This is a genomic window from Microbispora sp. NPDC049125, from assembly GCF_040802045.1.
Lineage (GTDB): Bacteria > Actinomycetota > Actinomycetes > Streptosporangiales > Streptosporangiaceae > Microbispora.
The window spans coordinates 20,603-41,845 of record NZ_JBEZDW010000033.1 but is presented as its reverse complement, the minus strand read 5'-3'; the positions used below and the strand labels follow the sequence as shown (position 1 = coordinate 41,845).

Annotated in this window: 13 protein-coding genes; 10 read left to right on the top strand and 3 right to left on the bottom strand. The window is 64.5% G+C overall.

The annotated features are described in order from the left end of the window. The first annotated feature begins 22 nt into the window (after positions 1 to 22). A complete protein-coding gene (locus AB0B72_RS30235) occupies positions 23 to 1,351 on the top strand; it encodes a hypothetical protein (protein ID WP_367742588.1) in 1,329 nt (442 codons plus the stop codon). A 211-nt stretch (positions 1,352 to 1,562) separates the two neighbouring features. Here AB0B72_RS30235 and AB0B72_RS30230 read toward each other — a convergent pair whose 3' ends face one another. The 3 genes from AB0B72_RS30230 to AB0B72_RS30220 all read right to left on the bottom strand — a co-directional run bounded on the left by AB0B72_RS30230 (position 1,563) and on the right by AB0B72_RS30220 (position 10,221). After that, the gene (locus AB0B72_RS30230; protein ID WP_367742587.1) at positions 1,563 to 2,093 is read right to left on the bottom strand and encodes a hypothetical protein; all 531 of its coding nucleotides are present in this window, start codon (positions 2,091 to 2,093) and stop codon (positions 1,563 to 1,565) included. Positions 2,094 to 2,130: 37 nt separating this feature from the next. Beyond that, positions 2,131 to 8,733 (bottom strand): RHS repeat-associated core domain-containing protein, encoded by a 6,603-nt coding sequence (locus tag AB0B72_RS30225; protein WP_367742585.1) that lies wholly within the window; start codon positions 8,731 to 8,733, stop codon positions 2,131 to 2,133. A 417-nt stretch (positions 8,734 to 9,150) separates the two neighbouring features. Then, the gene (locus AB0B72_RS30220) at positions 9,151 to 10,221 is read right to left on the bottom strand and encodes an NAD-dependent epimerase/dehydratase family protein (RefSeq protein WP_367742584.1); all 1,071 of its coding nucleotides are present in this window, start codon (positions 10,219 to 10,221) and stop codon (positions 9,151 to 9,153) included. 490 nt (positions 10,222 to 10,711) lie between these two features. Between AB0B72_RS30220 and AB0B72_RS30215 the strand changes: the two genes are divergently transcribed. From AB0B72_RS30215 to AB0B72_RS30175, 9 genes are all read left to right on the top strand, one after another. Further along, positions 10,712 to 11,530 (top strand): hypothetical protein, encoded by an 819-nt coding sequence (locus tag AB0B72_RS30215; RefSeq protein WP_367742583.1) that lies wholly within the window; start codon positions 10,712 to 10,714, stop codon positions 11,528 to 11,530. Positions 11,531 to 12,101: 571 nt separating this feature from the next. Further along, a complete protein-coding gene (locus AB0B72_RS30210) occupies positions 12,102 to 12,443 on the top strand; it encodes a hypothetical protein (RefSeq protein WP_367742582.1) in 342 nt (113 codons plus the stop codon). Positions 12,444 to 12,569: 126 nt separating this feature from the next. Then, on the top strand, positions 12,570 to 12,998 hold the full coding sequence (locus AB0B72_RS30205; RefSeq protein WP_367742580.1) for a hypothetical protein: 429 nt from the start codon (positions 12,570 to 12,572) through the stop codon (positions 12,996 to 12,998). 93 nt (positions 12,999 to 13,091) lie between these two features. Beyond that, complete coding sequence (locus AB0B72_RS30200) at positions 13,092 to 13,394, top strand: hypothetical protein (RefSeq protein ID WP_367742579.1); 303 nt, start codon at positions 13,092 to 13,094, stop codon at positions 13,392 to 13,394. 58 nt (positions 13,395 to 13,452) lie between these two features. Further along, positions 13,453 to 14,538 (top strand): DUF4192 domain-containing protein, encoded by a 1,086-nt coding sequence (locus AB0B72_RS30195; RefSeq protein WP_367742578.1) that lies wholly within the window; start codon positions 13,453 to 13,455, stop codon positions 14,536 to 14,538. Further along, entirely contained in the window at positions 14,538 to 16,034 is a 1,497-nt protein-coding gene (locus tag AB0B72_RS30190; protein ID WP_367742576.1) for a YifB family Mg chelatase-like AAA ATPase, read from the top strand. Before AB0B72_RS30195 ends, AB0B72_RS30190 begins: the two co-directional genes overlap by 1 nt. Positions 16,035 to 16,103: 69 nt before the next feature. Next, on the top strand, positions 16,104 to 17,132 hold the full coding sequence (locus AB0B72_RS30185) for a DUF932 domain-containing protein (RefSeq protein ID WP_367742575.1): 1,029 nt from the start codon (positions 16,104 to 16,106) through the stop codon (positions 17,130 to 17,132). A gap of 116 nt (positions 17,133 to 17,248) precedes the next feature. Beyond that, on the top strand, positions 17,249 to 17,731 hold the full coding sequence (locus AB0B72_RS30180; RefSeq protein ID WP_367742574.1) for a hypothetical protein: 483 nt from the start codon (positions 17,249 to 17,251) through the stop codon (positions 17,729 to 17,731). A 138-nt stretch (positions 17,732 to 17,869) separates the two neighbouring features. Then, the coding region (locus AB0B72_RS30175) for a CHAT domain-containing protein (protein WP_367742572.1) at positions 17,870 to 21,243 on the top strand (3,374 nt) is incomplete at its 3' end.

The following is a 21,243-nucleotide window of genomic DNA, read 5'->3' as shown; positions in this document are numbered from 1 at the left end:
TGGCAGGCGAGGAGGAGAAGCAGTGGAAGTCACCCGGTATGAACAGACCCTGGCCGGTCACGACGGGCTCGCCGCCGCCATGGCCGTGGCCTCGGCGCAGGCCCGCGCCACCGTCCCCGCGTCTACGTCACATGAGAAGGCGATCCGCGACATCGCAGCCGGGGTCGCCGCGCCCGTCCTGGTTGGCTACGTCATCTGGCTGCTCCGCACGGCACAGGCCCGCCGTCTGAATCGGTTGTGCTTCCTGTCCCGGGATGCCCAGGTCTTCTCCGAGATCGCCCTGCGCCTGGCTCCTCGGCTGGGGGTGCAACTTTCCATGGATTATGTGTACAGCAGCCGCCGCACGTGGAGCCTGGCCGCCTCCGACCCGTATGAGTTGGAGAAGGCCGACTGGCTGTTCAACAGCTTCATGCGCTCCAATGCAGCTGATGTATGTGCCCGCCTCGGCCTCGACATCGACGAATGGACGGGGACGTTGGCCGCCGCCGGTGCCTCGCTCTCGCCGTCGGCCCGCGCGGACGACCCGGAGCAGAACGCGGCGTTGCGGCGGTTCGTGGCGACGCCTGAGGTCGCGGAGGCGATGCGGCCACGCATTGAGCGGATGCGGCAACTCGTACGCGACTACGCCATCCAGGAAGGCATCGCCTCGGAAAGTACGGGCCTTGTCGATGCCGGCTGGACCGGACGGATGATCGGCGCCCTGTACTCGGTCCTCACGTCCGTCGACCTGCCTGTGCCTCAGACCTTCTTCTGGGGACACGAGCCGCGCGCATCCGGGTGGACCGACCCCAAGCTCATCACCGCGTACATGTACAACACCGTTGCGGAGCCGGGGGTGCAGTGGCGAGTTCCCGATGTGCCCTACATCGTGGAGACGTTCTGCATGGCCGACCACGCCATCGTCTCCGGCTACCGGCGTACGGAGTCAGGACGAATCGAGGCTGTGCTCGAGAACACCAATGCCCCGGTTTCCGCCTGGGGATTCGATGTCTATCGCGCTGCGATCTACGCCTTCTGCTCAGCGCTTTCTCTGTCCCACGTGGGTGAGGACATCCGCCCAGTGCTCTCGTCCCTGCTGTCGGACTTCTGGATCACGCCCACTGAGCAGGAGGCCGCGGCCTGGGGGGCCTACCCCTACGACTCCGATCCCCTCGGCAGGGCGACGCTGCCGCTGGCCCGCGCTCTCAGCAAGCAGGAACTGGACCCCCTGCTGAACGGTGGCGGCATGTTCGACCAGGGGGATCGGGCGTGGCTGCAGGGCTCCCTCGCACTGAGCGGTCCGGCTGGCAGGCAGGCGGCAGCCGTGCTGTCTCCTCAATACGCCAAGCTGGGCAGCCCCGCCACCGACTGACTGATCAACAACGGTCCCATGCCACAACGGAGAGTGCAACGCGGACTGTTCCAGCGCTGTAGCAGGATGAGGGGACAGAGTGGCTGAAACAAGAACACTTCCCCGAGAAAATATCTTGCTAGCAAAATACTCACATTACGTTTCCAATAAGTGCATGGTTTTATTGCATTACATGCAATCAACGAATGACATGTTCCTCAATAGCACAAATCTATCCATTCCTTATATCGGCGAATCGCCATTGATGTAACTGCTCTACTCCTGGTCGCGGCCCCCACCCCGTTTCATCGTAAGGGGAATCAGCGAAGAACGATGCGCTAGGGACGGCGAGACCGTATCTGAGTGCTATCAGCTCAATCTGAAGTAGATGATCGAGGGTAGCTTCGTTGTCGACGGCGCCATAAATATTGTCATACACCATCTCCACAGTATGACATATAAGATTATATAGATCTTCGGGAGGTATGGACCGTGCATTGCTTTTATCGATAAGCCCCACTGGCATTTCGCCACCGAGACCAACACTCGTGAGGCTTGGCGCAGAAGCTTCCCATGAATCGAAGTTCTCGACAGTGACTGTTGGCCATTGCCATAGGTGCTCCATTAGATCATCTAGGTCGGTGTCGCGAATCTTGACGCCGTCAAGCCACGCCGCCAGCGTTCTCAACGCCGCTCCAAGTCTGGCGTTTACAGACAAGGAGGCGTAGTGAGCAGCATTGCGAACAATATGCTCATTATCCATAAAAACCCCACTTCTTAACGGATGCCCGCTATTCTAACTACTCCACGTATATTACGCCAAACCTGCGAAGCACACCAGTGCAGGTAGGGCATAAGGGCATAGGTTTGCCATGTTGAGACGAGTTCAGACCTCGGACTTTCGCTGTCGATATCGTCCCCCCTCTCACATTCACCCCCCGACTAGCCGCCTGATCTAGACAGTGAATTTCCGCGCACTTCCCATGAAACTGTGGCCGCACGCTTTCTGGGATCTCATCCAGAGCTTTCCTGACGGCCGGACTCTGGACTTCCCCGAACCCACTACGTCCTTGGATAGGTGCTCCACCAGGCGGCTTGAGAACTGCCACAGTTTTAGGATCTCCAGGCTTGGGTGGTCTGGGAAACGTGTTTGCAACATCAGCTGCTTCCGCACCGGCTTCGGCCCCTGTCGCGGCCTCGGCCCCAGCGGCTGCCTCAGCGCCGGCTTCACCGGCTCCCGCTGCAACAGCCCCTATCGCTGCCTCTGGTGCCAGCCCCACTGCTACGGGCGCTAGTACGACTACACCCGCGCCTGCAGCCATGCCGAATACGATCCCGCACTGAAGGACGCCCTTGCATTGCTGCTTACTGATGCTGCAGCTGGCCGGGTAACCGCCGCCGCTATCGCAGGAAGGATGGTTGTTCTTAGTCTTTTGGGCTGCTGCAAGTTCCTGCTCGTGTTGCTGGTTCTGCTTGACGACCTGCTTGCAGTGGGCATTGCAGTAGCCGAACTCATGCCCTTGCACCGATTGCGGGTACGAAGCGTGTTTCTTGAGCTTCCGGTGATGTTTGACGGCTTGCTTGTCTTCCTCCCATCCCGCTCTGCCACCGTTCTGGCTGTAGGCGTAGTCCTCCGGTAGGAGTCCCGTAGAGTCGGACAGCCCGATGGGGTTGTCGCCGGCGTAGCTGTAGGGGTTGGCCCATTGGGGATTGCTGAGGACGAGAAGGGGGTCGGTGGAGATGAACTTGCCGATAGAGGGGTCGTAGTAGCGTGCGGACAGGTAGTCGAGGCCGGTGGTGTCGTCTTCGACCTTGCCGAGGAATCCATGATCGGTGAACGGCAGGTCGTCGGTGCCGCGCCGCTGGCCGAAGGGGAGATAACGTTCCCGGCTGACCTGTCCAGTGGCGTCGCTGATCGCTAGTTGTTCGGAGCCATGGAGACCGGAGGCGAGCCAGGTGAGGCCGGTCGTGGTGCGCATTGCCACGGTGGAGCCGTCGGGGGCGGTGTAGTAGCGTTTCGCCGTTTTCGCCCCGCCGGTGAGCTCGACCTCCATCGGGCCGAGGTAGAGGACGGTCTTGGCCGGGTCGCGACGGATGAGGCGGTTGCCGTCGGCGTCGTACACCATGGTGGTGTCGCTGCCATCGACGGTGGCTTTGGTGAGCTCGCCGAGTTCGTCCCAGGTGAAGGTCGACTGCTTGCCAGCGACAGTGCGGCCGCTCATCTGGCCGGCGTTGTCGTAGGTGTAGCTGTCGGTCCCGGTGGGCCGATCGATGGAGGTGACCGCGTTGGGCCGGACCGCGGAGGCGCCTGCGGCGGGGTAGTGGTAGCTGGCGGCCTGCCCGTTCCGGGTGAGGGTGGTCAGGTTGCCGACGGCGTCGTAGGCGTAGGACTCGGCGTAGGGGTCGATACCCTTGCCGTCGCCGGAGGCGGCTGTGGTTCCGCAGGTGGCGGCGGTGGTGGTCCAGGCCGCCGACAGACGATGCAAACCGTCGTAGGCAAAGCATTCCGCCTGCCCGGCGGTGACTCCGCTGACAGCTGAGGCCTTGTCTAGGACACGGTTGATGGTGTCGTCGACGTTGTAGAAGTAGTCGTCGTTCTGCGCGGTGACGGGGCTGGCGGTGTCGGCCTTGGCCAATGTGGTGACGTTGGTGAGCCGGCCAGTGTTGCTGTCCCAGGACAGGTTGCGTTTGACTTGCGCATTCGGCCCGTAAGATCGGTTGGCCAGCAGCCCGGTCGGCGAGTAGCCGGTGCTCTTGACGTAGGTGGTGCCGCCGGCCAAGTCGGAGGTCAACCCGTAGGCGTACCCCTGATCGGTAAAGGTGGAGGTGACCTTCTCGGTGGGCAACCCGGCGACGGCCGGCATGGTGATGTCGGACTGATCGCCTGCGGTGTTGTAGCCGTAGGTGAAGGTGTAGTCATCGGCCAGCGCTTCTATGCCGGTCACCGAGGGGATCGACACGGTGGACCCAGTCGGCCGTTCGAGGGTGTCGTAGCCGGTGACCGTGGTGGTGTAGGCCTGGCCGCCCATGAAACGGGTGGAGGAGGTCACCTGTCCCTTGGCGAGGGTGTCGTACACCCACCCGGCCAGCTTGGTCCCAGTGTCGGCGTCTCCCGCCCATTGCGCCGTCTTACGCCCGAGGTCATCGTAGGTGTAAGAGATCTTCTGGCTCTTGCCGTCGAGCGTCCAACTCACCCGTCCAGCCGGATCGTAGCTCGACTGGCTGTCCCCGCTGTCCGGGTCGTGGGTGGTGAGCCGACGGCCGAGCAGGTCGTAGGTGAAGGTCCGGGCGCTGCCATTGGCGTCGACCATCTTGATCAGTTGGTCGCTGGTGTCGTAGCTGTATGTGGTATCGGTGTGGCTACTGCTGTCCGACCACTGTTCGACCTTGGTCGGACGGTCATCGACGTCGGTATAGGTCACCGTCTTGCCACCCACAGGCGGCTGAATCTCGGTCCGCTCGCCGAAGTACGTTGCGGTGGTCCGGCGCAGCTCACTGGAAAGCGATTTGTCGATCTGCGCGACCGGGCGCTGCAAGCCGTCGTAGACAGTCGTCGACCACTGCGGCAGCGAGGTCCACGCCGCATTCAGCAGACCCGATCCTGGGGCGGAGGCGTTGTAGAACGGTGCCGACACCGACGCGATCCCGCCCCGCGGGTCGTAGGCGGTGGCTGTAACGATGCGGCCGCCGGCGGGTGAGGGCGCCTGCACCTCGCGGCGACGTCCAAGACCGTCGATGTAGCTGGAGGTCGAGATCCACTTTGCCGTCGCGCCGTTGCCGGACTGCAAGCGATTCGTCGTGGTGCGGGCCGGGGCGGTCGGCTGTCCCATGTTGCCGTCGAACGGAATGGTGTAGCTGATGGTCGCCGCCGGCGTGTCGCCAGTCTTCGGCTGCGCCGGTGTCCACAAGGTGGTAGCCCGGCCGAGGGCGTCGTAGTCGATGTTGGTGTCGTGGCCGTTGGCGTCCCGGACACCAACCACACCGCCTATCGGTGAAGACCATGTCGTCGCCGTGTGACCGAGAGGGTTGGTGACGGTTACCCCACCCGACGGCCAGCCCACTGCGGGGGTGTAGCTCGTGGTGGTCGTCTTCCCCAGCGGGTTAGTCGAGGTCAGCGGTCGGCCGTAATCGTCATAGGTGGATTTCGTTGTGCTGTAGGTCGTCGCCGTGTCGTAATCCCGGGATTGGGTGATGTTGCCCCGGGTTGGTGTGTTAGTGGCTGGGTCGGTCGACCCGTCGTACAAGGTGATCGAACGGTTCAGCAGCTGCCCTGCGGTGCAGTCATCTCCCGCGCGCCGTTCTTCCGACGCGACATAGTCGATCATCCAGGCCGCCGTGTTACGCGCGTAGCTTGTCGACATACAGGTGTTGTCGGCAGCGACGCCTCGCTCACCGTAGTCGTTGACCTTGATCGGCAACCCGTCGGCGTTGTAGGCCGTAGCGGTCTCGGTGTAGCGCCAACCGGAAGACACCTTGTCCCGGGCCACCTGCCGAGAGACGTTGATCATTAGCGGATCAGCGATGCCGGGACCGTCTCCGGTGCTGTTCCGGACGTACTCGGTGCGGGTGCCCGCCTGCTCGACGTATCCGTTCGACTCGGGTGAGGCCAGCGGGCATTTGCCAAGCAATTGCCAGGTCGACAGGCCTTGCGAGTAGCCGGGCGTCGCATTCCCCGAGACGTCCAGAAACCATTGCCACTGCTGATTGTTGTATGAAATTTTGTCGTACTTCTTATATGTACTGCTGGAATTCCATGCAGGATATGTACATGCGTAAACTGGAGACTTTATCTGGGCGCGACTCCAGGTCTGCTCCTGCAGCGTACGGCCAGCCAGTACGCGAAGGTCGTTATAAGTATTACCGTCGAAGTCGGCAATCTCAGTGTGTTTCGGTGTGCCCGTATTGAGAAGGTCTTCGTACAGGCCGCGGTAGAAGGTAGAGCTGGTGACACTGTACCCGGCTGGATCCGTTCCGCTGCCCTTAATCACACGAACCGTCGGATAACCTCGCCATTCAGTCCAGTCCTCGGTGGCGATGGTGCACGGTATGGCGCCTACTCCGCTTCCCCCACAGGTGACAGCCGGTACGTCGTAGTCGCCGGTTTCTTCATCAAATTTCGCAGCTCGCGCCCAGGCCGGGACTCCTAAGTACTCATATTTGGTTACCACATCTGGTGAAGCGGTGACCAGATCTTTCTCTGTTATCTGCGTGACGAGCCACTTGTTATACACGTTCCCTTGGACATGCCATTTAGCGTACTCATCTTGATAGATGCCGCTATAGGCCCAGTAGCAGTCGAAGCCCTCATCATCCCGATCAACCGCACGGGATTCACTCGATAACCCGCACCCCGTCGGCCGATCGTACGTAATTTCAGTCCGACCGCCCAGACCATTGCCAATGGCAGAGATCCGAGGGTATGAGAAGTAATCGCTATTGATGAGCATGGTTGCGTCGAACTGTGTTGGCGGCATAGTGATATCCGGGCCACCACCGGAAAGGCCGACAGTCCGGATACTATCGAGCCATAGCACTGGACCATCCCCTCCCGGCAAGGGGTATGTGTTCACCCATTTATAGCCGAGCTCAAACCGGCTTACGTCATCCCATCTGGCAGCTGTCGAGTTCCACGTCTGCGTAATTACTCCATCGAGACGGCTAGTAATGAAGAAGGTCGGACCATCAGCGACCGGGCAACTGTCGATGGATGCGGGATCACTACATAGATAATCCAAGGGATAATCGCTGCTCGGCCCCAGGGGGGCCGCGTTTCGATCGACCGCATTAAACACGATGCGCGAGACGGGAGTAGAACCGGCAACTTTTTGATTGCTGCCGTAGGTGATCTGGGCGAAATATCCACCTCTGTCATAAAGCAGGCTCCAGCCCGAGTTTCGGCAAGAAGTCGGCGAAATGCAGTAGTGATTCTCTTCCCGCGTGTATGAGTAGTCGGTGACATTGCCTTTAGGATCGATTTCCTCATCCAGCATCCACCGCCACGGCGCGTAGCAGAATCTGACTGAGGGGCCGCCACCGACCGGGTACGACAACCCATACTTCTCGTGGCACGGGTCTCCAGGAAGTGGTCCTAGGAAGGGCACCTGAAGCGACGAGTCTCGATGAAAGCCGAAGCGGTAGGTAGTGCCATCTTGGGTGGTCACATTCCAGTACGACTGTCCAGGGTCGGAACCAGAGCTGATCTGCTGTATTTTCCAGCCGTAGTCCTCGACGGTCTTCCACGCCCCTGACTGCTTGTCCTTGACAATGCGGGACGAACGGCCCCCGACCGACAATGTGAGGTCATCATTGGAATCCCAGCACAGCTGCCGGGGCCCATACATTGATCCGTTGAGCCTGCACGAGGCATAGTGCCGCTCAATGAAGCCGCCCGACAGCTCCCATCCAAGCCCTACCCAACCGGCCTGATTATTGGTCCAGCTCGCCAGGGAATCCACCGATGACGATGAATACGACAGCGCCAACTCTGGAGACTTGCCGCCTGGCGCCATAGGCACGGGAATGGGATAGTTGTACGAGAAATCTCCCCCGGAAAGCCCCACCTGCCATGTGCCAGACGGCTTGAGATCAGTTGCGGCGAACGATCCGGTCCCGTCCGCAGTCGAGGTTGCGGATGCCGAACTGGCCAGCGTGTACACCGACGCATTATCTGAGCCTGAGTGAGCGCCAGGTGCCGGACCAGCGTCCAAAATGGCACTCAACGTGCTATGAGCTACATCATTAACCACCGGTAGTTGCCGCAGCTTCGCTTCGGTCTGCGCTACACACTGCTGCGACGGCGTGACGTCGACCATGCACACGGGCACTTGCAGCAAAGTGAGACGCGAGGCGAAACCTCCCCCGTACGCACTGCGGAATGAGGAGTAGTTCAAAGTGACCTTGGCAGGAGCCTCAGTGCTGCCTCCATCAGTCCGTGTAAGCCGGACTGCGACCCCTAACCCGCCCAGTCGCCGAGCCACCGCGTTATCAAATGTCTCCACTCGAACAGACGACGGCGACGTCTTTGACGACTCGGGTGACGAGGTCGATTTCGTTTCGGGTTGTCCGGCCGCCGCTGGAACCGGAGCCACCGAGATTGGCAGGCCGGCAACAGCAACGGCGTCATCACTCTTGGAAAGATCGACCTGGCCGGCACCAGGTTTCGGCCACACCGGCTTGGATACCTTCATTGGGGCCTGTAGATCTTCCGCGCCCTTGGCGATCGGCTTGGACGCTACGGGTCGTCCCTCAACGCTCCGCTCGGTCTGTGGCGACGGCGCCTCGGCGGCGGCCTGCCGTACCAGCCCGTCTGGAACACCGATACCAGCAACGAAAACGCTAAGGGTGACGGTTATGGCCGCGCCCGCGCCTAGCCCTCTTTTGCGCCACCAACTGAAACGTTCCATGTGAACATGCGAAACCGGCACGGCCGCACCCTCCATCAACGCAGGGAGCGTGCGGCACGAATCAGACCACCCGCCCATAAGGTGAAAATAGAGACGAACAGCCGCGATCATCAGCTACAAGCATCAAGCGGTCAATGCCAGTTTTGCGATCTAGAGGTTACCGGTAGTCATAATTCTTCTGACTAGATGCCGTTCGACACACGTTCGGCCAGGTCAAAGCTCTCCGTGAGGCTTCAGGGTGAGTCGTGTGATCTGGGTCATATAGAGCTTGGCAGCACAGCTCGGCGGCATGTTGAGGCATCGATCAGGAGGATCGCCAGAGGCCTCGTGGTCTCTCAACAGCCGAACAGTGAGCCACAAGGTCGTGCGCCGATCGCTCGCGGCCCGCTCAGGCAACGGGCGGGATGGCTCAGGCCTTCAAGCGGACGGGTTGCTGTCTCCCTCGCCTACGACCATGTTGGGCGCGTTACCCGGGCGCTGATCCCAGGCCTCGAGGAGTACACGCTCCCTCTGTGCGGACAGCCCATGGTGAGCCTGGCGATCATAGGCGAGGGGTCCGCCGCTCTTGGTGAGCCAAACGTGCGTGTCCTGCACAGTTGCTTGGACTGGCCGACAGCTAAGGCCTGCCGCTCCTGCCTTGGCTGCTTGCACCGCCCACGTTCCAGGAGGCGTCCGCCACAGTGGGAGCTCGGTCCACTGCCTCACGTTGCGCCCGACGAGGAAGTCGTCGTCCACCCAGGTCAGCTTGGCCTGGGAGCCCGTCGCCGTACGACATGCTTCGAGCATGCCCCCGAAGGTCGCGTGGCCTCGCGGCGCCGTGACGTTAAAAGTGCCTGTCGTTCCGCCCTCCAGGCAGCTCACCGTGAAAGCGATCAGATCGCGGATATCCACAGGCTGGATCGGTTTGGCCGACCGACCCGGTGCCAGGACCCTGCCGCCTTGAGCTATCCGTCGAAGCCACCACGTCAGCCGGCCGACGTTCTCCTGGGGCCCGAGGATCACCCCTGGACGAAGCACAGTGACCCGTCCTGCGAAGGCCTCCTGCACGGCGCGCTCGCAGCCGGCCTTGTAGGCGCCGTACTGTGCGGCGGTCCAGTTCGCCTCGTCCTTGGCGGTACCGGGAGCGTCCGGCGGACAGTCGTAGGTGTCGCTGTCCTCATCGACAGGCTCGTCTGGCCAAGCCGGATATACGGAGATTGTGGAGAGGAACACGAACGCCGCGGCCCTGTCGGACAGAAGACGTGCGGCACTTCCCACAACCTGGGGAACGTAGCCACTGCTGTCGACGACCCAGTCCCAATCTCTGCCGCTAACCAGGGACGCGAGCTCAGCAACGTTTTCCCGGTCACCTCGGACCACTTCCACGCCAGGCACATCCTGACCAGTGCGGCCGCGGTTGAATGTCGTCACCTGATGCCCAAGAGCCATGGCATGTTCGACAAACACCTTGCCCACGAACCGCGTTCCGCCAAGCACCAGCACCTTCATGCCTCTGATCATCACGCAAGTACGTAGGCGCGTCGACACGATAGCTTGATCATCACGGTCAGCATCCTTCCGAGTGGCCCTCCTGACACTCTTCCGTCTAGCTCTCCTGCTTAAGTAGGCATCCCCGGCAACACGTATCTCCTGGTAGAGGCGCTAACGGAGGGCTGCATATCACCCCGACTCAAGAACTGGTATGACCTTCACTAAAGGGGGAAACGCGACGATGATTTGCCCTCCCTCCTTGAATTCATATGGTCACCTATTCATCTGGACATTCACATCTAACGATGCTTCATCTGTGCAATGCCGCAACTTCGCGGAGTATCCCAAAGCCTCCATTCCCCAAACCTCCACAGCTTTGACCTGGCAAAACGCCGCAACAATGACTCCGAAGCAATTGATTTGATCTCCATTTCGCGGTTCAATTGGATTGACCAAGAAAACGGGCGGCGCACGGCGATTGTGCGCCGCGAACAATCGGAGAGCGATCATGTCGAACGGAGTTCTCGGAAAGTACGTCCCAGCGAACGTGCCCGGCGCGAGCCTCGCCCCTGAGGACATGGCGCACGTGACGCCGGAAGACTGGGCGGAGATTCAGCGGCTGGCGCGCGGCTACTGCCGTACCGTCGATTCCACCCGTTCCCGCAAGCGCATGGACGGGAGCGCGACCGTCGTCAAAGGCGGGTACGCGCCGTACGGCACAGACGACGTGTCGGACGACGTCACACAGGACGCTGTCCTTCTCTTCGCTCAGCGCCTACGGGATATCGTCGCGTCCTGCGCCCCTACCCCTGACAGCGGCCACACTCGGGAGACTCAGGCATGGGTCTACGTCCGCCGGGACGGTGGCGAAATGACGATCACCCGCACGACCCTTCAGCGCTGGGCCGTCCGGGATGCTGCGGCGCGCAACGGCTACCGGATCGACGTGCCCCCGGACGAGATTGACCAGACGCCGGGCGCTCAGCTCATGCGGGGGCTCCCCCATGCCCAGAACGTCACCGGTGCGGCTCTCGCGTTCTGCGTCTCCCAGCACAGTGCCGAAATGTTCCGCGCGGCCTTCGGCGACGGTACGGACTTCCCCGTCCTGCGGAAGGCTCTCACGGTCGCCGCTCAGGCTGACGACCTGGGGCGGGCGGGCGTTCTCGCCAAAACTGCTCAGGCACAGCAGGGCGGAGCGTACGGGTCCCGCCGGGCGGTGATCCGGGTGCGGGACGCCGGGCGCGCCGAGTGGCGCGAGCTGTCGGCCCGTCTGGACGACGCGAGGGATGCCCTGGTGTACGGGGCCACCGAACCCACGGACGCCTGACCAGAAAGCCGCTACAGGGCCTCAGAGGACCACTCTGAGGCCCTTTCCTATTCCTGGTAGCGCGCATTCCGCCGCCCATCCCACGCAGAAATAATCTTGCGAAGAGTGGACGGTCGAGCAGTCGCGCCCACCGTATTTAAGTGAGAGTGAAATTCGCCGGTACGCGTCACGGTGCGGATCGCGCGATGCCACTCTCAGCCGCTTCTCTGCGCCGCTTCATGCGGTCGTGACCAGCGGATACGGCGGAACATCGCGACCGTTCGCGCGTTCGGCAATCCAAGAAAGTCATGCCGGGCGCGGACGGTTGAGCCGTTCCTGCCACCGTATTTAAGTGAGAGCGAAACGCGCCTCTGAAAGCGTGATCGCCTCACCGTGCGGAGAGCCTTTCGCCCGGCTCTCCGGCGACCAGAATCAACGGGCGTACATATACGGGTCGCCTGCTGACAGGCCAGAACGGGGCCGGCCAGCGGGACCCGTGGCGGCTGGCTGGACTGTGAACGGCGATCAGGACACGCGTCATGGATGTGGCCCAGGCATGGGGTCTGGGCCCTGCCGTTCACAGGGGGTCCACATGGACGTCAGCCAGGCGTTGACCAACATGATCAAGTCCGAGCTGGGGCGCAAGGAGTTCTCGACGGGCTCCAAGGGCTTCTACGGCTCCGACAAGATCACCGCGGAGGGGGTCAGATATCAGGCCCAGGCTCAGGCCGTACTGATCGGGTCCAAGGAAGGCCAGCGCCTCGCGGTTCAGGCTACGCCTGAGCAGATGAGCGCCGCGCTGGCTGGCCTGATCATGGACAGCCTGACTGCGCGCCGGTTCCGTACGGGCCGGACGGGTTACCGGGCCGACGGCAAGATCGAGGCGCACGGTCAGTGGTATCAGGCCTCGGTTCAGGCCGTCCGGCTGTCCTGACCCTTTTCCTCCCGGCGCGCCGGGTTCTCGCGTGTCCCCGGCGCGCCGTCCGCAATCGCACCCGAGAGGTACGGCCGCGCGGGCCCCTACCTGACGGGCACTACCGATCACACATCTGGAGGCGCCATGTCGATCAACTATGCCCTCACCCTGCCGCCGGGATGGGTCATCAGCTCCCGGCTGATGCCCACGTGGCCCATCGATGCTGATCACCGTCTGGAATTGGCGGTGGCCGGCGGTACCGATGACGGCCGTCTCCGGTGGTCGTACCGGCTGTCCCGCAACCGGCGGACCATCTTCACCGCTTCCGACATCTGCTCCGGTGTCGGGGCCGTATCGACGACCGAGGAGCTGATCAAGGCCGCCCGAACGGTGTTGTCCTTCCTCACTCTGCGGGAGGGCGATACCGACGCCGATTACTTCGACTCCTACAGCAGGGCGCAGTTGAACTGGCGCGATGAGTACGCCGAGGAGCTGTCGATCTACGCGCTGGAGGATCAGTGCGGCTACTGCGGCGGCACCGATCACCTGTCCCCCGGCTGCCCGTCGCGCTGATCCCTCCATCTGCGGCTGGTGAGGCGGCGCGCCGTACGCGCTTGCTCCCGGCTTGTACGGCGCGCTCCCTGACCGGCTGCCGAAGGGAGATCGATGATGGCTCGCTGGTTCGGACTCTGGCACGGCGGCAACGGCTACAGCCTGCCGGAGCCTGATGATCTGGAGGAGTTCACCGGGCTGGCCGACGCCCGCCGCAAGCTGATAAAGCGGCATCGCTTCGGCTACTGGTCGCGGTCGCACTTCGCCTTCGTGGAGCGGGAGCCCACCAAGGCGCTCACGCCCTGCGTCGGTGACGACTGCGAGATCACACTGTACGGCTCTCGCGACGGGCTGGACTGCCCGGCCGTGAGGGTCTTTCTCGGTCCGCGGGGCGGTATCCGCACCGAACGCTGCTAACCCTGCCCACCCGCCCCTGGCCCCGCCGGCCAGGGGCTCTCATGTCTGGAGGAAATCCATGACCACGGTCCCCACTCGAACGGTCCGACTGTGCAAACCTGTCGACTTCATCGCCATGGCGGCGTATCTGCTGGGCTTCCACCCGGAGCGCAGCATCGTCGTGATGGCGTTCGACAGCGGCACCAGCGGTCCCGACGCGAACAGCGCGGGTCTTGGTGTCGTGGTGCGCTTCGACCTGCCCGAAGACGCCAACGATGGGCCAGACCTGGCTGGCCGCCTGACAGAAATGCTCAAGCGCAACGACGCCACGCACGTGATCCTGATCGGCTACGGGTCTGGCCAGGAGGTCACGCCGACCATGGATGCGGTCCGCCTGGCCGTGGCCGCGGCCGGGGTCCCGACAGCCGATGTGCTGCGGGTCCATGACGGCCGGTACTGGTCATACGTGTGCCCCGATCCAGGGTGCTGCGCACCAGAGGGGACGCCGTACGACGTAGCCGGAACCGAGACCGCCGCCGAGGCGGTCCTGGCTGGATTCGCCGTCGCCCGCGATCGTGGCGCCTTCGCCCAGCGCCTCGCGTCCGTAACCGGGCCCGAGCGAGAGGCGGTGCAGGAGGCGACCCGTACCGCCCGGAGCCGAGCGCAGACGCTGCTCGACACCGGGCACGACTGGTACCAGGAAGGCCTGGAGCGCCTCACGACCGCGCTCGACCGTGCCCAGGTGGGGGAGCAACTGACCGACGATGAGGTCGCCTGGCTGGGCGTCCTGCTCACGGGGATCGCGGTCCGCGACGCCGCCCTGACCATGATCGGGCCCTACAGCCATGAGACGCACATCCGGCTGTGGAGTGAGGTCGTTCGCCAGGTCGAGCCCGGGTACGTCGCCGCTCCGGCGGCCGTGCTGGCGTTCGTCGCCCTGCTCAGCGGTGACGGCGCGCTGTCGCGAGTCGCGGTGGACCGGGCACTGACGGACGATCCGTCCTACCGGTTCGCGAACATGATCGCCTTCACACTGGACCACGGCATCCCACCGGAGCAGATCGCGGAGGTGGACTGGGCCGGGTTGGCCGACGAGATCGCGGCCAACGCCAAGCGCTACCCGCTCACCGCTCAGCCGACCCTTCCGAGCGGCGGTGATCAGTGATGGGATATGCCGCGACCCATTCGGCCACGTTGATCGGACTCTCCGGTCAACTGCTGAACGTCGAAGCTGACACCACGCCGGGTTCTCCCGGCCTGGAGATCGTTGGGTTTCCGGAGGGCTCTGCCGCGTGGACGCGTGCCCGAGTGCGGGCGGCCGTCATCAACAGCGGCCTGGCCTGGCCCGACCAGCAGATCACGATCAGCGTGCTGCCGGGCAGCGTGCCCAAGTACGTTGCCATGCTCGATCTCGCCATCGCGGTGGCCCTGGTGGCCGCCGACGGGCAGATACCGGAGGGCGGTCCCGCGGAGGTGCTCTTCATCGGGGAGCTGGGCCTTGATGGTCGTATCCGTCCGGTGCGGGGCGTCCTACCTGCCGTCGGCGCGGCTGCCGGGGCGGGAATCACGACTGTCGTCGTGCCCGACGGCAACGCCGCCGAGGCGGCCCAGGCGCCGGGCGTGACCGTGATCCCGGCCACGACCCTGGCCCACGTGGTGGCGTGGCTGCGGGACGGCAGCCTGAGAGGCCACGCCTATCACCAGCAGTCCCGTCCGACATCGATGCAGCCGCCAGCGCTGGACATGGCCGACGTTGCGGGGAACGAGACCGCCCGCCGTGCGCTGGAGGTGTGCGCGGCCGGCGGGCATCATCTGTTCCTGCTCGGCGACGGTCCGGCCACCATGCTGGCGGAACGCCTGCCCGGCATCCTCCCGTCCCTCAATGCGGACGCCGCCCGAGAGGTCGCCGAGATCTACTCGCTCGCTGGAGGGCTGGACAGTCAGCCGGCGACCGTGCCACCGCTGTACGCGCCACATCACACCATCACGATGGCGGCCATGCTCGGCGGCGGGAACGGGCCTGTCCTGGTCCGGCCCGGCGCGATCTCTCTGGCTCATCACGGCGTGCTCTATATGGATGAGGCGCCAGAGTTTTCCGGCCAGATCCTCGATGAGCTGCGGCGTCCGCTGGAGACAGGACAGGTGATCCTTGCGCGGGGCAACCGTCTGATCACGCTTCCTGCGCGCTTCATGCTCGTGATGTCCGCCCGCTCGTGTCCCTGTCCCAGCGCCGAGCGGTGCCAGTGCCCGCCATTGCGTCGGCGCCGTTACCTCCACCGGCTTACCGGGCTGCTGGACAGGGTCGAGGTTCGCGCCAGGCTTCAGCCCGCGCCCCGGCTCCGTACGTCGGGGGAGTCGAGCGCGACGGTGGCGGCGCGGGTGCGTGAAGCGCGCGAACGCACAGCGGCGCGCTTGGCCGGCACGCCGTGGACGACCAACAGCCAGGTCCCGGCCCTGGAACTGCACACCACCTACCGCGCCCAGTCTACGGCGATCGACGTGCTGCGATCCGCCCTGAACTCAGGCATGCTCACCGCCGCGTCGTTCACGCGCGTCCTGCGCGTGGCCTGGACACTGGCCGACCTCCGCGGCGCCGACCGCCCTGCTCGGAAGGACGCCACGACGGCCCTGGAGCTGTGGACCGCCGGAGCCCACTGCTGACCCATCGAGCGAAGCCATCCGTCCCTGGGCACCCGAAGCGGTGCCCTTTGTCATGTCTGGAGGAACCACATGTCGAAGGAAACGCTGGAGTGGCTGAACGCCAACACCCTGATCGGCTTCACCGAGAAGCGCGGAACCGCCTGGCATTACCGGGCCGCCCTCCAGGGCGAGGAGCCCAACCACTACCCCGGGCCGATTCCCGTGGAAAACGTCAAGCGCCGCCTGTTCGGCTGGGACGCCCTGTCCCGGCCGGTATACGTGGAAGACCCCGTCACCGGCGGGCTGGTCACCATCCCCGAGCGGCAGGCCATCGTACGCAGCGATACGGGCCACGTCATGGGCATCTTCTCCGACGGGTACGAGCCGCATCCGTACGTCGAATGGCTCATCGGCACCATCGGCCGCCTCCTGGACGACGACCTGTCGATCGGCTCGGCGGGCCTGCTGCGCAACGGCGCGGTCGCCTGGGTGTCCGTCGAGGTGCCCGAGAACATCGTCACTCCCGAAGGCGTGGAGTTCCGGCCGCATCTGGTCGGAGCGACCTCGTTCGACGGGTCGCTCGCCACAACGTTCAAGCGGGTCGTCACAAACGTGGTGTGCGACAACACGATGGCCGCCGGCCTGGCCGAGCGGGGGCAGCAAGTGAAGATCAAGCACTCGAAGCACTCCAAGCTGCGCCTCAACGAGGCACGGGACGCGCTCAACATCGTTTACCAGGTGGCGGACGACTTCGCCGAGCAGGTCAAGCGGCTCTGCGAAATCAGCGTGAGCGATCGCCAATGGGCCACTTTCCTGGACGAGTTCGCCCCCATGCCGACCGAACGTGGGCGCTCCTGGAGCCTCGCCGAGACCAAGCGCCAGGTCCTCAACCGGCTCTGGCGCCACGACGATCGGGTCTCGCCCTGGGCCGGCTCGGGCTGGGGCGTCATGCAGGCCGTCAACACCTACGTGCACCATGAGCAGACCGTCCGCGGCGCCTGCCGAGCGGAGCGCAACTTCCTGCGCACGGTGACCGGTGGCGTCGACGACCTGGACCGCGAGACCATCCGCGTCCTGGAGAAAGTGCTCGACCATCCGGTCCTGTCCCGCGCTGCCTGACTGCTCACCTCGTACGGCCCGCCCGGTCCTGGTGCGGGCCGTACGAGGTAATGCACATCCGAGCGAGACCTCATCGGGCAGGATCAGATGTGGCGGCACATGCTCGGGAGGGCGAGATGAACGACAAGACGGCGGCCCTGCTCGACGACGTGGTCACGCGACTGGAGAAGAACATCGTCGCCCGTGAGTGCCCTGCCATCGTCGTCCTGGACGGGGACCGCAGGCTCGTGCTCAGCGACTATGACTACTTGCGCGACGAGGCGACGGCCGCAGCCTTCGAGACACGGGCTGCGGCCAAGGCCCGAGATATCGACGCGACCCGCTGGGTGCTCGCCGTACCGCAGGTCTGGGTGTTCATCCCGCCGAGCACCGTGGCCATGCGAGCGGTGTCGAACCATCCCCTGCGCGAAGGCGAGCAGGAAGCCATCACGTGGATGAGCTGCGACCGAGCCGACGGCGTGGACTACGGCCGCGTCCCGTACGCCCGCCGCCCCAGCGGGGAACCGGTGTTCGACGATCCCGAGGTATTCACCGTCGGCGTCCAGCCGCATGAGACCATGCCGGGCTTCACTCTACTGGGGGCATACCTCGCAAAGTAGGCGAGCGTCCCACATAAGGAACGCGATAACACCGCAAGCAGCCTGCTGGATTCATGTAGCGATTTTTCGCAAATGGGCTGGTCGGGTAGAGGGCCGGATTACCCTTTCCAGAAGGCGACCCGTGGCGATGGTGAGGCGATGACGGCGAACGATGGCGAACGGGCGACACGGGTTCTCATCTCGCACGCGCACCCAGGCGGCACTCCCCCGCACGAGGTGTGGGAGTTTTACCGGTTTCTGCGGGACAACGGCATCGACGCGCGTGTCGATCTGACCGAGGCCCGGCCGGTGGATTGGGCGAAATGGATCGAGAAGCAGTTCGCGTCGGTGGATTATGTGCTGGTGGTGGGCTCGCCTGCATATCGCGAGCGGGCCGAGGACTACGACGAGGAAGGCACGGCGTGGGGCGCCCGGCATGAAGCGGCGCGCATCCGGCGGGCATTCGCCACCAATGACGGCCAGGCACGGCAGAAGTACCTTCCCGTGGTGCTGCCCGGCCGCACGGCTGCCGACCTGCCGGATTTTTTCGGCGCTCCGGCCGCCACCTATTTCTCCGTGCGGGAATTCACACCGGCTGGGGCAGAGGAGTTGCTGCGCGTCCTGCTCGACATACCGCGCTATGAGGAGCTGCCCCTCGGGCAGGCCCCCGTGTTCACATCCCTGGGCAACGAGCTGGTCCTCGACGTACGGATCGAGGACGGGCGCATAGTGACCCAGGCGCGGCTGTCGGGCTCGCCGCTGGGGGAGAATCGGGCAGGCCTGCCGTTCGGAATCGAGACGGCATGGGGAAGCCTGCCGACCGGCGCCCGAACCAAGGAGGCGCTGCGAGCCGCCGTGGCGGAGCGGGACATGCGGCTGGGTGCTATGGGGCAGGCGCTGGGCGCGGCTGTCCTGTCGGATGTCGTGTCGGCGCGGGTACGGGAGCTGGCCGACGGATCGACGTTCGACGCCAGGTTCGAGATCGTGATCGAGGCGTCGGGGCCCGCACTGGCCCTGCCGTACGAGCTGATGCGGCTTGGTGATGGGCGCCTGCTGGCGGCCTTGCCCGGTGTGTCGGTGCGGCGTCGTCTCGCCGGTCTGGACCGTCCGGCGACACCGGCCAGCCCCGGCCCGTTGAAGATCCTCGCCGCGGTCGCAGCGCCCGACGAGCCAAAGACAACGAACGTGCCGCTGGATGTCGAGGCTGAGATGCAGGCCGTCCTCGACTCGGCGGGTGCGGCCGGGAAGAGCAGGCGTGCGCAACTGCGGATCTTGGAGGTGGCCAGCCCTGAAGAGATCGGCTTGGCTCTGCGCGAGGACCAGTATCACGTGCTGCACCTGTCGGCGCATGGTTCGTCGTCGAGTGTGGAGTTGGCTGGCGAGTCAGGTGAGCCCATCACGGTTAGCACCGAGGATCTGGTCGCGCTCCTGCGGTCGGGCGGGCAGCCATTGCCGTTGATTGTCGTGTCGGCCTGCGCAGGCGCTTCGAACCCTGACGCGCTCGCCTACGAACTCGTTCGGCATGGGGCCGACCGCGTGCTTGCGATGCAGGCGCCCGTCACCGACCGATACGCGACCGAGCTGGCTCGGCTGTTCTATCTAGAGATGGCCGAGCACGGATCGCCGCCCGGGGTGGCCCTGGCGCACGCGCGCCGCACCCTGGAGGAACGGCGACGCCGGGCGACAGAGGGCATCACGTGGCCCGAGTATGGGCTGGCGACCTTGGTGTGTGCGTCCGGTGACCCCGTCCTGGTCGACCGTGCCGCCGACCCGGTGGAACTTTCCGTGATGGCGCAGGTCGGGTCAGGGATAGGAGTGCACGAGATCCCTGTCGGGCGGCTGATCGGCCGTCGCAAGGAGCTGAGGGACATCCTGGCGGTGCTTCGACGTACGGACAAGGCGCTGGCCGAGGTGGGGAGGCGCTCGGGCGCGGTCGTGTGCGGTATCGGCGGGATCGGCAAGAGCGCCCTCGCGGGGCGCGCGATCGCCCGAATGCGAGAGAGTGGCTGGGCCACCGTCGTGCACATCGGCCGGTGGAGCCCTCCCGACCTGCTCGCGGCGGTCGCGCCGCTTCTCGGCGACGGCGAGCTGAGCACGGCGTTCGACGAGGCCGAAGACACCGACAAATTCGACATCCTGCTCAGGTTCCTGAGGCAGGCACGGCTCCTGCTCGTCTTCGACGACTTCGAGCAGAACCTCACCAGCGGTGGTGACGCGTTCATCGACCCTGCTTTTGAGAAAGTCTTCACCGACATTTGCCGGGCCGCGGTCGTCGGCGCCGTCCTGGTGACTTGCCGCTATCCGGTGCCGAACGCACGGGCCAAGCGATTGTGGCACCAGCGCCTGCCCGCGCTGACTCGCGCCGAGCTGCGCCGGCTCCTGCAGCGGTTGCCGAAGCTGCGCGACCTTGACGACGACGCCATCCTCGTCGGTCGGATCGGCGGCCACCCGCGTCTGCTCGAATTCGTCGACGCCCTGCTGAGGGGTGGCTGGTCCACATTCGCCGAGGTGAACGACAAATTGGAGGCTATGGCCGACCGTGTGGGGCTCGATCTAGACGGCCTAGAGGAGAGCGCGGACCTCGGTGGCCGCATCGATGACGCGATCGTGCTGGGCAGCCAAGACATCCTGCTCAACGACCTGCTCGGCCTGCTGGACGAGACCGATCGGGACCTGTTGCTGCAGGCCGCCGCGACCATCATCCCGATGACCATCGACGACCTGGCCCTCGCCCGGTATGGCGCGTCGAAGGCCAACGAGCATCGGGGCGAGGTTCGGGCGACGGTGAGACGCCTGATGGAGTTGACCCTGCTGTCGCCGAGCGGTGAGGACGAGATCGCCGTCCATCCCTGGGTCACGCAAGCCATCGACCAGGGCCAGGAGGATGCCGCGCGGAGACGCCGGATCATCTCCATGAGGTACGCGCGATTGGCGGATCAGCGTGGCGGCTACGACGACCGCGTCGACATCGCACGTCAACTGGAAGCTCTAAGCGAGTGGGAAGAGCTCACCTCGTTCGCGATGTCCGGCGCCGAGGCGATAGCAAGGGGCTCAGGTGAACTGGCCGTTGCCGCCTACCTCGCTGAGATCACACCCTCCGTACCGACCAATGCGTCAGATTACCTGGCCCTTGTTGATCGCTATCACACCGCTCTAATGATCACTGGGAACCTCACGGAAGTACGCGTCTGGGTTGAGCGGCTTCTCGCCGTCGCCCAGGAGCGGCTCGAGGCCGACCCCGACAACGCCGAAGCCCAACGCGACCTCTCCATCGCCCTGGACAGGGTGGGGGACGTGGCAGTCATGGCCGGGGACCTGTCAGCCGCACGCCAGGCCTACCAAGAGGGCCTCGACATCGCGGCGCGGCTGGCGCAGGACGACCCCGACAACGCACAAGCCCAACGCGACCTGTCCATCGCCCTCGACAACGTGGGGCACGTGGCAGTCATGGCCGGGGACCTGTCAGCCGCACGCCAGGCCTACCAAGACAGCCGCAACATCACAGCACGGCTGGCACACGCCGACCCCGACAA

What these genes read in the sequence shown, in the direction of transcription:
- AB0B72_RS30230 (WP_367742587.1), bottom strand. Translation starts at nt 2,093, where the DNA reads ATGGATAATGAGCATATTGTTCGCAATGCTGCTCACTACGCCTCCTTG.
- AB0B72_RS30225 (WP_367742585.1), bottom strand. Translation starts at nt 8,733, where the DNA reads ATGGAACGTTTCAGTTGGTGGCGCAAAAGAGGGCTAGGCGCGGGCGCG.
- AB0B72_RS30220 (WP_367742584.1), bottom strand. Translation starts at nt 10,221, where the DNA reads ATGAAGGTGCTGGTGCTTGGCGGAACGCGGTTCGTGGGCAAGGTGTTT.
- AB0B72_RS30215 (WP_367742583.1), top strand. Translation starts at nt 10,712, where the DNA reads ATGTCGAACGGAGTTCTCGGAAAGTACGTCCCAGCGAACGTGCCCGGC.
- AB0B72_RS30210 (WP_367742582.1), top strand. Translation starts at nt 12,102, where the DNA reads ATGGACGTCAGCCAGGCGTTGACCAACATGATCAAGTCCGAGCTGGGG.
- AB0B72_RS30205 (WP_367742580.1), top strand. Translation starts at nt 12,570, where the DNA reads ATGTCGATCAACTATGCCCTCACCCTGCCGCCGGGATGGGTCATCAGC.
- AB0B72_RS30200 (WP_367742579.1), top strand. Translation starts at nt 13,092, where the DNA reads ATGATGGCTCGCTGGTTCGGACTCTGGCACGGCGGCAACGGCTACAGC.
- AB0B72_RS30195 (WP_367742578.1), top strand. Translation starts at nt 13,453, where the DNA reads ATGACCACGGTCCCCACTCGAACGGTCCGACTGTGCAAACCTGTCGAC.
- AB0B72_RS30190 (WP_367742576.1), top strand. Translation starts at nt 14,538, where the DNA reads ATGGGATATGCCGCGACCCATTCGGCCACGTTGATCGGACTCTCCGGT.
- AB0B72_RS30185 (WP_367742575.1), top strand. Translation starts at nt 16,104, where the DNA reads ATGTCGAAGGAAACGCTGGAGTGGCTGAACGCCAACACCCTGATCGGC.
- AB0B72_RS30180 (WP_367742574.1), top strand. Translation starts at nt 17,249, where the DNA reads ATGAACGACAAGACGGCGGCCCTGCTCGACGACGTGGTCACGCGACTG.